The sequence below is a fragment of the Nocardia testacea NBRC 100365 genome (assembly GCF_000308775.1).
GTDB lineage: Bacteria > Actinomycetota > Actinomycetes > Mycobacteriales > Mycobacteriaceae > Nocardia > Nocardia testacea.
This window is the reverse complement of sequence record NZ_BAGJ01000107.1, coordinates 1-14,708: the sequence shown is the minus strand read 5'-3', so window position 1 is coordinate 14,708 and position 14,708 is coordinate 1. Positions and strand designations below refer to the sequence as shown.

The window sequence follows — 14,708 nt, the reverse complement described above, 5'->3', positions numbered from 1 at the left end:
GGTGGTCCAGGTGAAGTCCGGCGATACCGCCACCGAAATCGCTTCGACCATGGCGGAGGCGGGAATCGTCGCCAGTTCCGCCGCTTTCTACGAGGCCGCGGTGCAGGACGAGGGAATGAACTCGGTGCAGCCCGGCTACTACGCGATCCCGGTGCACAGTCCGGCCGCGGACGCGGTCGCGGCGCTCATCGCGCCCGGATCACGGGTCGGCAATGTCGTCGTCTCCGAGGGCCGGCAGTTGCACGATCAGCACGATGTGAATACCGGCGCGCGCAAGGAGGGCATCTACACCAAGATCGCCGCCGCCAGCTGTGTGGGCGCCGAACCCGAACGCCGCTGTGTCACCTACGAAGAACTGGAGCAGGCCGGCGCCACCACCGATCTGGCCTCGCTCGGCGTCCCGGAGTGGGCGGTGGAGTCGGTCCGCACGGTGCCCGACCGCGCCCGCCAGCTCGAGGGCCTGATCGCCGCCGGCAGCTGGGACTTCGATCCGAGCGGCTCCGCGCAGGACATTCTGCGGCAACTGGTGACCGAGAGCGCCCGCAGCTACGAGGCCACCGGGATCCTGGAATCCGGCCGGATCAACGGGCTCAGCCCGTACGAAACCTTGATCGGCGCGTCCCTAGTGGAACGGGAGGCGCTGCCGCAGGACATGAGCAAGGTGGCCCGGGTGATCGTGAACCGGCTGGATATCGACCAGCCGCTGCAGTTCGATTCCACCGTCAACTACGCGCTCGACAAGACCGAGGTGGCCACCACCGACGCCGACCGCGGGCAGACCACCCCGTGGAACACCTACGCCATGCCCGGGTTGCCCGCGACCCCGATCTCCTCCCCGTCGATCGCGGCGCTGGAGGCCATGGAGGAACCCGAGCCCGGGACCTGGCTGTACTTCGTGACGGTCGACAAACAGGGCACCACGCTGTTCACCGAGAGCTATTCCGAACATCTGCAGAACATCGAATTGGCGCTGGAGAGCGGGATCCTCGACAGTGGGCGCTGAACCGGCGGGCCCACGCCGCGCCGCTGTGCTCGGCAGCCCCATCACCCATTCGAAATCCCCGCAGCTGCATCTGGCGGCCTACCGCGCGCTGGGCCTGGACTGGACCTATGAGCGGATCGAATGTACTGCCGACGAGTTGCCCGGCCTGGTGGACGGTCTCGGCCCGGAGTGGGCCGGATTGTCGGTGACCATGCCGGGCAAGGAAGCGGCCCTGGCGTACGCGCAGGTGCGCACCGAACGCGCGGTCCTGGTCGGTTCCGCCAACACCCTGGTGCGGACGGCGGCCGGTTGGCGGGCCGACTGTACCGATGTGGACGGGGTACTGGGCGCACTGCGGGGCGGCGGGGTGCGGGAGCTGTCCGAGGCGGTGGTGCTGGGGGCCGGTGGCACCGCCCGGCCCGCGCTGCTCGCGCTGGCCGAACTCGGCGCCACGACCATCACCATCGTCGCCCGCGATGCCGGCCGTGCGGCGAGTGCGCGCGAACTCGCCGAGCGGCTCGGCGCGACTGCCCGGGTGATCGGTTTCGATGCGGCGGAGCTGGCCGATCTCTGCGCCCGGTCGGGCGCCGTGGTGAGCACCGTGCCACATCCGGCGGCCGCGATGGTGGCCGGATCGGTGGCCGCGGCTCCCGTGGTGCTCGACGCCCTGTACAACCCGTGGCCCACTCCGCTGGCCGAAGCGGTCGCCGCCGCCGGGCACACGGTCATCGGCGGTCTGCGGATGTTGCTCGAACAGGCATACGGTCAGGTCGAACAGTTCACCGGGCGGTCCGCCCCCAGGGAAGCGATGGCTGCCGCGCTCGCCGACCTCGGCTGACGTCGCCGGCAAGCATCCGGATCCCGGCGAATATCTGTAACGGGTTCTAGTCCGGTGCGCGGGGGAGTTATGGTGATCGGCATGACTGCGTGGTTGTTGCGGGCACTGGCGCTCGGTGGACTGGCCGTCGTCCTGCGGGTGCTCCTCGGGTTCGCGATGGGCTACATCCCGACCTACGGGGTGTGGTTGCGGCTGCTGTGCCTGGTGGTGCTGATCGGTGCCGCGGTGGCCTGGGGCGTGCGCGACGGCCGGGCCGACCGGCACGAGCACCCGAATCCCGAGCAGGGCGCGGACCTGACGATCCGGTGGCTGCAGACCGCGGTGGTCGCCGGCGTGGGCAGCGGACTGGTGTCCTGGCTGCTGGATTTCCTGCCGAAGGTCGACCTCGGCGACGGCGGCCTGCTGTTCGAGGCCACCGCCGCGTCGGCGTTCATCATCCTGCTGGTCTTCGTACCCGGGCTCATCGGGGTGGCCGTCGGACGGCGGCTGGGCACCCGTGACAACGAGCGGTCGGCGGGCGGCGTCACTCCCGCGCTCGGTTCACCCGCCTGACGCCCGACGAGCTCGACCGGGGCGGACGGCGATGCGCGCGGCGGGCAGGACGGGCCCGGACAGGCGGAACAGCCGTGGACCGGTGAATCTCCGGAAAGAGCGCGTGTACCGAGCACACGGGCCGCAATCGTGAGCGATCGCGGCCCGTGCCTTGTTCGTCCATCAGCCGGTCGGGCGGCCTCACAGCAGGATCGGGCTGCTTCCGGTGGATCCGGCGCCGGCGACCGCCGAATACGCGGCGGCGAGCAGGGCGGGGTCGGGACCTTCCAACCGGCCGGGTTTGGCCAGTCCGTCCAGCACCACGAACCGCAGCACGCCCGAGCGGGTCTTCTTGTCGGTCTGCATACTCTCCAGCAGTTGCGGCAGGGCGTCGGGGTCATAGGTGGTGGGCAGCCCGACGCTCTCCAGGATGGTGCGGTGCCGGTCGGCGGTGGCGTCGTCGAGACGCCCGGCCAGCCGGCCCAGTTCCGCGGCGAAGACCAGACCCACCGCCACCGCCGCGCCGTGCCGCCAGCGGTAGCGCTCCCGGCGTTCGATGGCGTGCCCCAGCGTATGACCGTAATTGAGGATCTCGCGGAGGGCGGACTCCTTGAGATCGGCCGCCACGACCTCCGCCTTCACCGCCACCGCCCGGCGGATGAGCTCCGGCAGTACGTCGCCGGTCGGATCCAGCGCGGCCTGCGGGTCCCGTTCGACGAGGTCCAGGATCACCGGGTCGGCGATGAACCCCGCCTTGATGATCTCCGCCATACCCGCCACGATCTCGTTACGCGGCACGGTTTCCAGGGTCACCAGGTCGACCAGCACGGCGGACGGCTCGTGGAAGCAGCCGACGAGGTTCTTCCCGGCTTCGGTGTTGATACCGGTCTTACCGCCCACCGCGGCGTCCACCATGGCCAGCAGCGTGGTGGGTACGTGCACGACCTTCACTCCGCGCATCCAGGTCGCGGCGACGAATCCGGCCAGATCGGTCGCCGCGCCACCGCCGAGGCTCACCACCACGTCGTTGCGGGTGAGGCCGATCCGGCCCAGCACCTCCCAGCAGAAACCGGCGACGGCGAGTTCCTTGCCCGCCTCGGCATCCGGGATCTCGATGCGGTGGGCGTCCAGGCCGGCCTCGGCCAGCGTGGTGCGCACCACCTCGGCGGTCTCCACCAGCGACGGCTGGTGGAACAGGGCGACGGTGCGGACGCCGCCCGCGCCGGTGACCGCCTCGACGAGGTCCCCGAGCAGGCCGCGACCGATGATCACCGGATAGGGCTGGGCGGTGCGGACCTCGATACGCGTCGGTTCTGTCACGTGTGCTGCTCCGATCCTGTCTGTGTCTGCTCGGCCTGTTCTCGTTGCTGCCGCCGGGCCCGGGCCCGTCTGGCGCGGGCCCGCCGAGACCGGCCCGGGGTGCGCAGGCCGGTGTCGGCGCCCGGGCCGGGCTCTGCGGCGGACGATGGTCCGGTGTCGCTGCCCGCGGTGCTCGCGGCCGCGGTATCGCCTGCGGTCGTGGCCCGTGTACCGGAGTCGGCGGGATCGGCCGCGCGTTGCGCCGCGGTCCGGCGCGCCCGGGCCCGGGCCCGCCGCCGGGCCCGCGACCTGCTGGTGCGTGGAGTGCCCGAGCCTTCGGGCAGGTTCGTGGCGGCAGTGTCGGCGGCCTCCTGGACCGATTCCAGGGCGAGTTTGCCCAGGATCGAGCGGACCACACGACCCGGACTGCGGCCGTCGGTGCGTACCCGGACCGAAGTCACCTCCCGGTAGAGCGGGCGCCGGGTCCGCATGAGTTCCCGGTATTTCGTCCCCGGGTCGGCGCCACCCAGCAGCGGCCGGTGGGTTGCGGCGCCCGTGCGGCGCAGCCCCTCGGCGATGCTGATCTCCAGGTACACCACGGTCCGGTCACGGAGCAGGGCGCGGGTGCGTTCGGAGAGCACCGCGCCGCCCCCGAGGGAGACGACACCGCTGCGCGTGCCCAGTGCCTCCCCGACCACCTGTTCTTCGATCCGGCGGAATTCGGCCTCACCGTCCTCGGCGAAGATCTCCGGAATGGTGCGGCCGCTCACCTCCTCGATCCCGGCGTCGGTGTCGTAGAGCTCGACGCCGAGTTCCCGGGCGAGTTTGCGGCCGATGGTGGTCTTACCCGCCCCGGGCGGGCCGATCAGCACCACCAGCGGGCCGGGCGGACCGGTCTGTTCGGTCATTACGCCGGGTCGGCGACGGTATCGCCCGGGTTCAGATGAGGCCGCCCGCTGATCCGCTTCACGTAGCCGTCGAGATTGCCCACCGTCTCGGCGAGCGAATCGCCACCGAACTTCTCCAGGGCGGCCTGGGCCACCACCAGCGCGACCATCGACTCGGCGACCACCCCGGCCGCCGGCACGGCGCAGACATCGGAGCGCTGGTGGATCGCCACGGCCTCCTCGCCGGTGGACATATCGACCGTGGCCAGTGCGCGCGGCACCGTGGAGATGGGTTTCATGGCCGCGCGCACGCGCAGGGCCTCCCCGTTGGTCATGCCGCCCTCGAGACCGCCGGCGCGGTTGGTGGAGCGCAGGACGCCGTCGCTGCCGGGGCGCATCTCGTCGTGCGCCTGGCTGCCGCGTCGCCGGGCCGTCTCGAATCCGTCGCCGACCTCGACGCCCTTGATTGCCTGGATCCCCATGAGCGCCGCCGCGAGCCGCGAGTCCAGCCGGTTCTCGCCGCTGGTGAAGGAGCCCAGTCCGATCGGGAGCCCGGTGACGACCACCTCGACCACCCCGCCCAGGGTGTCGCCGTCCTTCTTCGCCGCCTCGATCTCGGCGATCATGGCCGCCTCGGCGTCGGCATCGAAGGCGCGTACCGGGCTTTCGTCGATCGCCGCCAGATCGGCGCCGGTGGGCACCACACCGGTCGTGTTCGCGGCCGTTCCGATGGAGACCACATGGGAGACGACCTCCACCCCGAGGGCCTGGCGGAGGAAGGCGCGCGCCACGGTCCCGGCCGCGACCCGGGCCGCGGTCTCGCGCGCACTGGCGCGTTCCAGCACCGGGCGGGCGTCGTCGAAGCCGTATTTGAGCATGCCCGAGTAGTCGGCGTGGCCGGGGCGTGGGCGGGTGAGGGGCGCGTTGCGAGCCAGTTCGGCCAGTTCGGCCTCGTCGACGGGATCGGCGGACATGACGGTGGTCCACTTGGGCCATTCGGAATTGGCGATTTCGATGGCGACAGGCCCGCCCATGGTGCGGCCGTGGCGGACCCCGCCGATCACGGTGACCTTGTCGGCCTCGAACTTCATCCGGGCGCCGCGACCGTAGCCCAGCCGTCGGCGCGCCAGCTGTGCGGAGATCTCCTCCGAGGTCACCTCGACACCGGCGACCATCCCTTCCAGGATGGCGACGAGAGCGGGTCCATGGGATTCTCCAGCAGTTATCCAGCGCAGCACGCCGACTATCTTCCCATGTCGGCGGGACAGGTTGGGGAGGCGGTCGGCCGTGCTCATCGCCCCGGGAAGTGGGTGGTGCCCGGGATTGCCGCGCGGTCACCACAGGGCGAGTCCGAGAAGTGTCGCCGCACACATCGATGGACCGTGCGGGATCGTGTGCCCGGGACGTTCCGGGTCGGGAGCCCGCGGGGGCGCGCCGCCGGACCGGCCGCCGAATATCCGGCGCCCGGCCCGGTATCCGAGCAGTACGCCGACGCCGGCGAGCGCGGTACACACCGGTGCCGCGAGGGCCGACCAGAGCCAGACCGGACCACCACCGAGCCCGGCAGCCGCGCCCAGCCCCAGGGCCAGTTTCACATCGCCGGCTCCGAGGGCGGCCGGGCGCGCGAGGTGGATCAGCAGATACGGGGTCGCGAGCAGTGCCGCGCCCCAGGCGGCGGGGCGGAAGGTCCCGGTGAGTGCCGCGTACGCGAGGACGGCGACGGCTCCGGGCACCGTGAGCAGGTTCGGTAGACGCCGGCGGCGGATATCGGTGACGCTCAGTGCGGCGCACCAGACGGTGAAGGCGAGGAAACCGAGGGTCGTCATGCCTTCCACGATCGCCGCGCACAGACCGCGCCGGCGGCGGCGAACGCGATATGTGGACAACTCGGGCCGCCGCACCGATATGTGAACAGTGGGCGGTCCGCATCGGCGCGAGCGGCTTCCGCCCCGTCGGCCCGTGTGCCGCGGCCGGGTCGGCGGTACTTTTGTGCCATGTCTGCTGATGCCGGTCGGGGCCCGTGGGTCCGGCCCGATTACGCTGCCCGGCGCGGTGCACTGCGCAACCTGCTGGTACAGAACGAGATCGACGGCCTCCTGGTCACCGATCTGGTGAACATCCGCTATCTCACCGGATTCACCGGTTCGAACGCCGCGCTGCTGGTGCACTCGTGGGACACCCCGGGCGCCGAGGACCGCACCGTGATCGCCACCGACGGCCGCTACGACACCCAGGTCGCCGAGCAGGTCCCGGATCTGCGCGCCGAGATCGCCCGGGCGGTATCGCGCCGGGTGGTGGAACTGGCGGGGGAGTGGCAGTTCGGGCGGCTGGGGTACGAGAGCCATATCGTCACCGTCGATCAGCACCGGGCACTGCTCGAGCTCGGCTCCGGTCTGGAGTTCGTGGCGACCCCGGGCCTGGTCGAGCAGCTGCGCATGGTCAAGGACGAGTACGAGACCGACCGGCTGCGCACCGCCTGCGCTGTCGGTGACGGGGCCTTGGCGGCGCTGCTGGAGACCGGGGCGCTGCGGCCGGGGCGCACCGAGCGGCAGGTCGCCCGGGATCTGGAATGGGCGATGTTCGAGCGCGGGGCGGCCGGGATCGCCTTCGAGACGATCGTCGCGGCCGGGGCGAATTCCGCCGTTCCGCACCACCGGCCCACCGAGGCGGTACTGGCCGCCGGTGATTTCGTGAAGATCGATTTCGGCGCCGTGGTGGACGGCTATCACTCGGATATGACCCGGACCTTCGTGCTCGGCGAACCCGCGGCGTGGCAGCGCGAGGTCTACGACCTGGTGTACGCCGCGCAGCGGGCCGGCCGCGAGGCGCTGCGGCCCGGTGTGCCGTGCGCCGATGTGGACGCGGCCGCGCGCGAGGTCATCGCCGCCGCCGGCCACGGGCCGCTGTTCGTGCACGGTCTGGGGCACGGGGTGGGGTTGCGCATCCACGAAGCGCCCGGGATCGCCAAAACGGGCACGGGTACACTCCAGTCTGGCGTGGCGGTGACCGTCGAACCAGGTGTGTACTTTCCCGGCCGCGGCGGGGTCCGGATCGAGGACACGCTCGTGGTGCGCGAAGGGGGCCCGGAACTGCTCACCAACACCAGCAAAGATCTGATCGTCGTCGGATGACGACGGTCGCCCGAGAACCGAGGAGACCCGAAGACAGTGGCGGACACCAGCGACTTCAAGAACGGCCTCGTGCTGAAGATCGACGGTAATCTCCAGCAGATCGTCGAGTTCCAGCACGTGAAGCCGGGTAAGGGTCCCGCCTTCGTGCGGACCAAGCTGAAGAACGTGCTGTCGGGCAAGATCGTCGACAAAACCTTCAACGCGGGCGTGAAGGTGGAGACCGCCACGGTCGACCGCCGCGATATGACCTACCTGTACCACGACGGCTCCGATTATGTCTTCATGGACGGCGAGACCTTCGATCAGATCTCCATCGCGGAGAGCACCATCGGCGAGCAGGCCCGGTTCCTGCTGGAGAACATGACCGTGCAGGTCGCCACGCACGAGGGAGCGCCGCTGTACGTGGAACTGCCGGTGACCGCCGAGTTCGAGGTCACCCACACCGATATCGGTCTGCAGGGCGACCGGTCCACCGGCGGCACCAAGCCCGCCACCGTGGAGACCGGCGCCGAGGTCCAAGTCCCGTTGTTCATCAACACCGGCGACAAACTCCGCATCGATACCCGCGACGGCAGCTACCTGGGCCGCGTCAACTCCTGACGTGCCCGATCAGCCCGCGGACAAGAAATCCGCCTACAAGAAGCTCGGCGCCCGCCACAAGGCGCGCCGCCGGGCGGTGGACCTGCTCTTCGAGGCCGAGGCCCGCGATATCGACCCCGCCGATCTGGCCGACGAGCGGATCGAGCTCGCGGCCCGCGATCAGGGTGTGGCGCCGGTGCACGCCTATACCCGCACCCTGGTGGACGGTATCGCCGAGGAACTCGACCGGGTCGACGGGACCATCGAGTCCTATCTGCAGGATTGGACGCTGCCCCGGCTGCCCGCGGTGGATCGCGCCATCCTCCGGGTCGCGGTCTGGGAGCTGCTCTACGCCCCCGACGTCCCGCCGATCGTCGCGGTGGACGAGGCCGTGGAACTGGCCAAGGAACTGTCCACCGACGACTCCCCGGGGTTCGTGAACGGAGTGCTCGGCCAGGTGGTGCTGGTGGCTCCGCAGATCCGCGCGGCCGCCGCGGCCGCCGGGCGTTCCCGTGATCCGGAATCGGAGGACTGAGGTGCGCAAATACCTGGTGCTGGCCCTGCGCACCCCTGCCTACGACCCGGCGGTGGCCGAACCGCACCGCCGGTTCCTCGCCGAACTGCGCGCGAAGGACATGCTGCAGGAGAGTGGCCCGTTCACCGACGGGAGCGGTGGTGCCTACCTCGTGCTCGCGGATTCGCTCGCGGCCGCCGAGGCGGTGGTGTACACCGATCCGCTGCACACCACCGGCTCGTCGGCGATCACGGTCCACGAATGGGAGATCACCGGCTGAGTCCGTACCGGACGCTCCGCTCCCGGTCCGGCGGCGCGACTCGATGAGAGGGCGATAGGCTGTTTATCGCAACGTCCCATGATGTCGAGGAGTGCGGACCATGACCGAGAACGCGGCCATCACCCTGCCCGAGGGCGGGTGCACCGCCGCGGAGGCCTGGGAGATCTTCGACAGGTTGCCGGCCGCGCCCGTGCACGAGGTGACCACCGGCCGCTGGCGCGGTTCGGAACTGCCCACCGGTCACCCGATGGACGGCACGCTGTCCGAATCCGGCTGGTACGGAAAACAGTTCGATGCGCCCGACCAGGTGCATCCGCTGCTGTTCACCGATGAGCGCGGCACCGTGTTCGCGGTCGATCCGCGCCGGGTCCCGCTCTCGCTCGCGGGCCGGATTCCGGCGCACTGGCTGCGTCCCGTCCGCAACAACCTGCGCATCCTCGGCCCGCTGCTGCGTACCCGCAAGGCGACGGCTCGGTTGCGCGATATCGAGTACCGCGGCGTGGTCAGCGCCGCCATGGTCTATGACCATTTACCGATCATCGACCATTTCCGCCGGCTCGACGACGACAGGCTGCTCGGTGTCATGGATATGCGCGGTCTCGCCGAACCGTACTTCTTCGTCCTGACGCGGTGATCAGCGCGCCGGGCCCGGCCGCAGGATGATCTTGCCGAGCGGTGCCCGGGATTCCAGCAGCTCGTGGGCCGCGGCAGCGCGATCGAGCGGCAGAATGGTCTCCACCGGGGGAGCCAGCGCCGGTACCCGCTCGAGTATTGCGGCGCGGGCGCGGCCCACCCGGCCGTGCCAGGCAGGGCCGGAGCATCCGGTGAGTGTCAGTCCGTGCGGGATCAGGTCGCCCGCCGCGACGCGGGCGGGCTCCCCGGAGAGCCAGCCGTAGCTGAGCATCCGTCCGGACCCGGGCGTCATCGTCTCGAGCAGGGCGGCCGCCGAGGTGCCGCCGAGCGAGTCGAACACGATATCGATCGTGCGGTCCTGTTCTCCCCGTAGTTGTCCCGGCCAGAGCTCGTCGCGGTGGTCGAGCACCTCGTCGGCGCCCAGTTCCTTCGCGCGCCGCATTTTGTCCGGGCCGCCCGCGGTCGCGATCACCCGGGCCGCGCCGAATTCGCGGGCCAGTTCGACCAGGTGCGCACCCACACCGGTGGCACCGGCCTCGACCAGCACCGTTTCGGAGCCGGTGAGCGCCGCGGCTTCCAGCAGTGCCAGCGCCACCGAACCGCTCATCATCACCGCCGCCGCGTCGGCGGCCGTGACTCCCGCGGGAATCGGAGTCGCGGCATCCGCTCGCACGCGGACCGATTCGGCGTAGGACCCCGTCCCGTCCGTGTCGGCCACCACCCGCCGTCCGAGGTATTCGGATCCGACACCCTCGCCCACGGCGATCACTTCCCCCGCCACTTGGAAGCCGAAGACGACCGGCGGTGGCGAGGCCATCGGAAACGCGCCGGAACGCAACTGGGTCTCGGGGTACAGGACGGGAATCGCCTCGGCTCTGATCACTACTTCGCCCGGCCCGGCGACCGGCTCCGGGACTTCCCGGGATACCAGCACCTCGGGCCCGCCGGTCTCCGTCATTACGATTGCCTGCATTGGAACTCCATAAGTTGACTGACGGTCCAGATAACTTCTTCAAGATATGGACCGTCGGTCAAGTTGTCAACGAAGGTGGTGCGACCATTCCGAAGGAACGCGCGGACGCCGCCCGCAACCGGCGTGCCATCCTGGACGCGACCGCGGCACTACTCGCCGAACACGGCCCGGAGGCGGTCACCATGGACCGGGTCGCGGCGGCCGCCGGGGTGGGGAAGGGCACCATCTTCCATCGCTTCGGCAGCCGTGCCGGATTGCTGCACGAGATGGTCGCCGAAAGCGCGGTCACCCTGATGTCCGCCGTGACCGACGGCCCTCCGCCGCTGGGTCCCGGAGCGCCTGCCGGTGACCGGCTGCTCGCCTTCTTCGCCGCCATGGCGCGACTGGTGATCGACAATCTGGCGCTCATGGAGGTCTACCGGGTGGTTCCGCCGCATCCGCGTACCGAGGAGTTCCACCGTTTCTGGCGCGCCCATATCACCGCGCTGCTGAGCGAAGCGCGCCCGGATCTGGATGCGGAGACGGTCGGCCGATTGCTGCTGGACGGCCTCGCGGGCCAGACCGTGCCGGAAATGGTCCGCGCGGGTTCGACCGACCGCTTGCTGGCGGCCGTCGATCAGCAGGTGCGCTCGGTACTGCGCGCTCCGTGACCGCCGGCGATCAGCGCACGTTACGTGGCCGGAACTGGATGCTGATCCGCGGTCCGGTCGCCCGGCGGGTCTTGGGCACCGCGTGCTCCCAGGTGCGCTGGCAGGAGCCGCCCATGACGAACAGATCGCCGTGGCCGGGGTGGAAACGCAGGCTCGGGCCACCGGCGCGGGGGCGCAGCAGCAACGGCCGCGGGGCGCCGAGGGTGAGGATGGCGACCATGGTGTCGCGGGTGGCGCCGCGGCCGATGGTATCGCCGTGCCAGGCCACGCTGTCGCGGCCGTCGCGGTAGTAGCAGAACCCGGCGGTGCGGAACGGTTCGCCCAGTTCGGGCTCGTAGTAGGCGCTGAGCGTCGCGCGGGCCTCGTGTAGAACGGGGTCCGGGAGCGGATCGGATTCGCCGTAGAAGCAGAGCAGTCGCGGGACGTCGACGACGCGGTCGTACATCTGCCGCCGCTCGGCCTGCCACGGCACCGTCGCGGCCAGCTGCTCGAACAGGTCGTCGGCACCGCGTAGCCAGCCGGGGCGGAGATCGACCCAGGCGCCGTGGGTGAGCGGTGTGCGCGCGACGCCGGTCAGCGGGGCGAGTTCCGCCGCCCCGAAGCCGTCGAACAGCGAGCCCTGCAATGCCATGCCGACAGATTACCCCGGAATTCGAACATACGTTCCCATGGGGTCGGCACACATCGATCGTCCGGGATGGGCGCTCCTCATACCGCTGCGGGCGGGTGCGCCTTCGGCATACTGGCCGCTGGCCGTTTCCGTGCCTCTGAACAGCGTAGATGCCGTATCAGTGGCGGTGTCAGGCAGCCGTCAGGGCGGTGTCAGCGGACCCGCCGACAGTATTCCCATGAGCAGCACAGCGAACAGCGCGATCGCGACGGACACGGCTTCCGTTCGTTCGAATTCCACCGCAGCATCCCCGAAGGAGTGCGCCACCATGACCGTCGCCCTGACCGACCGGGAACGAGCCACCCTCCGGACCGCCGCCTACGGCGCCCTGGCGTTGATGGCCGCCACCGGTGCGCCCCACTCGGCCGCGACCGACGGTTCCCTCGCCCTGGCCTCGGCGACCGGTCTGGTCGGCCATGTGCTCGCCGCGAAGTCCGCGGATATCGCACTCACCGGAAAGTCCGTCGCCGAACTGGCCGACCAAGTGTTCCCGGCCTTGAGCGCCGCGATGGACCTGCTGGAGGAAAAGGATGCGGCCGAGGCGGAGAACTTCCGCAGCACGATCGGCCTCGCTGTGGGCGCGGCCGCCCGGCCCCGCCGGGGCGAGTCCGGCCCGGCGGCGTTCGAGATGGCCCGCAAGATCACCGCCGCCCTCGCCGCCGGTGCGGGATCAGCGGACGGCCGGACCGGTTCGACTGCCGGACCGGATCGGCCGGAATTGCGGAAGGCGCTCGAGGAGATCGTCGCGTCCGGTCTCACCGGTCTCACCGTGCGGGTGCACGACGAGCAGGGCGAGTGGGTCGGTAGTGCGGGGGTGGCCGAGTTGGGTGGTTCGGTGCCGCCGCCGGTCGACGGGCATGTCCGGATCGGTAGCAATACCAAGACGTTCATCGCGACGCTGGTGTTGCAGTTGGTGGCCGAGGGCAGGGTCGGGCTGGATGTTCCGGTGGTGGACTATCTGCCGGGGTTCGGTTTCGATGAGCGGATCACGGTGCGGATGGTGTTGCAGCACACCAGTGGCCTGTTCAACTTCACCGGCGAGTACTACAGCGACGGGACTGTCGTGGCAGGTATCCCCTGCACCATCTCGGGCAAGGAATGGGTGGACAACCGGTTCCACACCTACGAGCCCGAAGAGCTGGTCCGGCTGGCGTTGTCGAAGCCGGCCCGGTTCGAGCCGGGCACGGACTGGAGCTATTCGAATACCAACTATGTGGTGGCGCGGCTGCTGATCGAGAAGGTCACCGGGCGGCCGGTCGCCCAAGAGATGCAGCGCCTGATCCTGGGACCGCTGGGTCTCACGGGCACGGTGGCGCCGACCACGCAGACCGGGGTTCCCGAGCCGCACGCCCACGCCTACTATCGCTACACGGACGCAGGAGCGGAACGGACGGTCGACGTCACCGAAGTCAATCCCTCCTGGATCTCCAGTGGCGGTGACATGATCTCGACCAGCCGTGATCTGCACACCTTCATCTCCGCGCTGAACAGCGGCAAGCTCCTGCCGGATCACCTGCTGGCCGAAATGCGCACCCCTGTCCCGACGGGTATCCCCGGGATGGGCTACGGCCTCGGGGTATTCGTCCAGGACACCGACGGTGGCACCGTCATCATGCACAACGGCGGTGCCGGCGGGCATGCGGCCCTGATGTACAGCACGCCCGATGGCGCCGCGACGTTGACCGGCACGCTGAATTATGTGGACGATGCCGAGCTGTCGCTCGCCGCGGCGTTCCAGGAGGCGACCCGGCGACTCGTCGGCGAAGTATTCGGCGGCCCGGCCGATCCGGGTCTTCCGGCGGAATGAGCGCAGGGGCCGACAGCCCCCCGAGCGCCGACCTGTCCCGGTAGGCGTGCGACAGTTCGCGAATCCGTGGCCGCGTCGAGCTTCAGAGCTCGGCGCGGCCTGCCGCTGTGCGAACCGTTCGCCCCCGTGGCGCGCGCGCCCACATGCGTTGGTTCCGGGTGGATTCGGGACCCGGCGGGCGGACATCAGGAATCGGCGGTGGCGGGGATCGCGCGCTCCACGGCGGTGCGCACCAGTTCGCGGGCCCGGTCCTCGGTGAAGACGCCGGGCAGGGTGAGGCGTTCGAGGATCAGCCAGTTCAGGGCGAGGAACAGGAGGACGACGGTGTCCTCGTCGCCGGGCATACCGAAGTCCAGGTGGTTGCGGATATTGAAGTCCAGGTCGGCGCGCACCCGCTCGGTGAGCAGGGCCTGTAGCTCGGGTCGCCGGGTGGCTTCCAATCGGAGTTCCAGGAGGGCGAGGTAGCCGGTGCGGAAGCGGGTGACGCGGTCGACGACCTCGGTCATGAGCTCGGTGACGGTCTCGCGGGTGCGTGGACCGTGCAGGGCGGCCATGGCCGATTCGTCGGGGATCAACCGTTCGTAGTACCGGTGGCCCACCTGGACGAGTAGATCGTCGCGGTTGCTGAAGTAGTTGGAGGCGGTGCCCGCGGGTACCGCCGCCGCTTTGTCCACCGCGCGGAAGGTCAGTCCCCGGGCCCCGTCTCGGGCCAGGACCTCGATCGATGCGTCCAGCAACGCCTGGCGGCGTTCGGGATTCGTGCGGACCACTTGACACCACTCCATCTGTAGTACTACGGTTTAAACCACTTCGAACAGAGTACTACACCTGAGGCGGTAAGCGTGCGTAGCTCACCCGGCCGTCCCTTCGAAGTCCGGTCCGCACCGGTGAAACGAAAGGCGCAACCGATATGCGAAAGCAGCACGGCACCTAT

Annotated in this window: 16 protein-coding genes and 1 pseudogene; 10 read left to right on the top strand and 7 right to left on the bottom strand. The window is 70.0% G+C overall.

The window, feature by feature from the left end:
* From ON38_RS15865 to ON38_RS15855, 3 genes are all read left to right on the top strand, one after another.
* The coding region (locus ON38_RS15865) for an endolytic transglycosylase MltG (RefSeq protein ID WP_039825574.1) at positions 1 to 1,003 on the top strand (1,003 nt) is incomplete at its 5' end.
* On the top strand, positions 993 to 1,820 hold the full coding sequence (locus ON38_RS15860; RefSeq protein WP_039825573.1) for a shikimate dehydrogenase: 828 nt from the start codon (positions 993 to 995) through the stop codon (positions 1,818 to 1,820). The genes ON38_RS15865 and ON38_RS15860, both read left to right, overlap by 11 nt.
* A gap of 81 nt (positions 1,821 to 1,901) precedes the next feature.
* Positions 1,902 to 2,372, top strand: a complete 471-nt coding sequence (locus ON38_RS15855) for a B-4DMT family transporter (RefSeq protein ID WP_245564059.1) — start codon at positions 1,902 to 1,904, stop codon at positions 2,370 to 2,372.
* Between the two features lie 180 nt (positions 2,373 to 2,552).
* Here ON38_RS15855 and aroB read toward each other — a convergent pair whose 3' ends face one another.
* The 4 genes and pseudogenes from aroB to ON38_RS15835 all read right to left on the bottom strand — a co-directional run bounded on the left by aroB (position 2,553) and on the right by ON38_RS15835 (position 6,363).
* Positions 2,553 to 3,671 carry a 3-dehydroquinate synthase gene (gene aroB, locus ON38_RS15850; protein WP_039825572.1) on the bottom strand — a complete coding sequence of 373 codons (1,119 nt, stop codon included), beginning with the start codon at positions 3,669 to 3,671 and terminating at the stop codon, positions 2,553 to 2,555.
* 368 nt (positions 3,672 to 4,039) lie between these two features.
* Positions 4,040 to 4,558 (bottom strand): annotated as a pseudogene (locus ON38_RS37525) (shikimate kinase); the annotation flags it as partial.
* Positions 4,558 to 5,775, bottom strand: a complete 1,218-nt coding sequence (aroC, locus tag ON38_RS15840) for a chorismate synthase (protein WP_039825570.1) — start codon at positions 5,773 to 5,775, stop codon at positions 4,558 to 4,560. The pseudogene ON38_RS37525 and the gene aroC, both read right to left, overlap by 1 nt.
* 96 nt (positions 5,776 to 5,871) lie before the next feature.
* Positions 5,872 to 6,363, bottom strand: coding sequence for a prepilin peptidase (locus ON38_RS15835; protein WP_039825579.1), 492 nt, complete (start codon positions 6,361 to 6,363; stop codon positions 5,872 to 5,874).
* A 168-nt stretch (positions 6,364 to 6,531) separates the two neighbouring features.
* On the opposite strand from ON38_RS15835, the gene ON38_RS15830 reads away from it, so the two are divergent.
* The 5 genes from ON38_RS15830 (at position 6,532) to ON38_RS15810 (ending at position 9,675) form a co-directional block, all read left to right on the top strand.
* Entirely contained in the window at positions 6,532 to 7,668 is a 1,137-nt protein-coding gene (locus ON38_RS15830) for a M24 family metallopeptidase (protein ID WP_051164846.1), read from the top strand.
* 36 nt (positions 7,669 to 7,704) lie between these two features.
* Positions 7,705 to 8,268, top strand: coding sequence for an elongation factor P (efp, locus tag ON38_RS15825; protein WP_039825569.1), 564 nt, complete (start codon positions 7,705 to 7,707; stop codon positions 8,266 to 8,268).
* A gap of 1 nt (position 8,269) precedes the next feature.
* Entirely contained in the window at positions 8,270 to 8,782 is a 513-nt protein-coding gene (gene nusB / locus ON38_RS15820) for a transcription antitermination factor NusB (protein ID WP_039825568.1), read from the top strand.
* 1 nt (position 8,783) lies between these two features.
* Positions 8,784 to 9,041 carry a YciI family protein gene (locus ON38_RS15815; RefSeq protein WP_039825567.1) on the top strand — a complete coding sequence of 86 codons (258 nt, stop codon included), beginning with the start codon at positions 8,784 to 8,786 and terminating at the stop codon, positions 9,039 to 9,041.
* Between the two features lie 100 nt (positions 9,042 to 9,141).
* A complete protein-coding gene (locus tag ON38_RS15810; RefSeq protein WP_039825566.1) occupies positions 9,142 to 9,675 on the top strand; it encodes a DUF4334 domain-containing protein in 534 nt (177 codons plus the stop codon).
* On the opposite strand, the gene ON38_RS15805 is transcribed toward ON38_RS15810, so the two are convergent.
* Positions 9,676 to 10,647, bottom strand: a complete 972-nt coding sequence (locus ON38_RS15805; protein ID WP_039825565.1) for a quinone oxidoreductase family protein — start codon at positions 10,645 to 10,647, stop codon at positions 9,676 to 9,678.
* Positions 10,648 to 10,661: 14 nt separating this feature from the next.
* On the opposite strand from ON38_RS15805, the gene ON38_RS15800 reads away from it, so the two are divergent.
* Positions 10,662 to 11,297: a TetR/AcrR family transcriptional regulator gene (locus tag ON38_RS15800; RefSeq protein ID WP_306306676.1), complete on the top strand. Its 636-nt coding sequence runs from the start codon at positions 10,662 to 10,664 to the stop codon at positions 11,295 to 11,297.
* A gap of 10 nt (positions 11,298 to 11,307) precedes the next feature.
* Here the strand turns inward: ON38_RS15800 and ON38_RS15795 are convergent, their stop codons facing one another.
* Positions 11,308 to 11,928 carry an alpha-ketoglutarate-dependent dioxygenase AlkB gene (locus ON38_RS15795; RefSeq protein ID WP_039825564.1) on the bottom strand — a complete coding sequence of 207 codons (621 nt, stop codon included), beginning with the start codon at positions 11,926 to 11,928 and terminating at the stop codon, positions 11,308 to 11,310.
* A 307-nt stretch (positions 11,929 to 12,235) separates the two neighbouring features.
* On the opposite strand from ON38_RS15795, the gene ON38_RS15790 reads away from it, so the two are divergent.
* Complete coding sequence (locus tag ON38_RS15790) at positions 12,236 to 13,774, top strand: serine hydrolase domain-containing protein (protein ID WP_245564058.1); 1,539 nt, start codon at positions 12,236 to 12,238, stop codon at positions 13,772 to 13,774.
* 185 nt (positions 13,775 to 13,959) lie between these two features.
* On the opposite strand, the gene ON38_RS15785 is transcribed toward ON38_RS15790, so the two are convergent.
* Positions 13,960 to 14,544 (bottom strand): TetR/AcrR family transcriptional regulator, encoded by a 585-nt coding sequence (locus ON38_RS15785; protein ID WP_039825575.1) that lies wholly within the window; start codon positions 14,542 to 14,544, stop codon positions 13,960 to 13,962.
* Between the last annotated feature and the right edge of the window lie 164 nt (positions 14,545 to 14,708).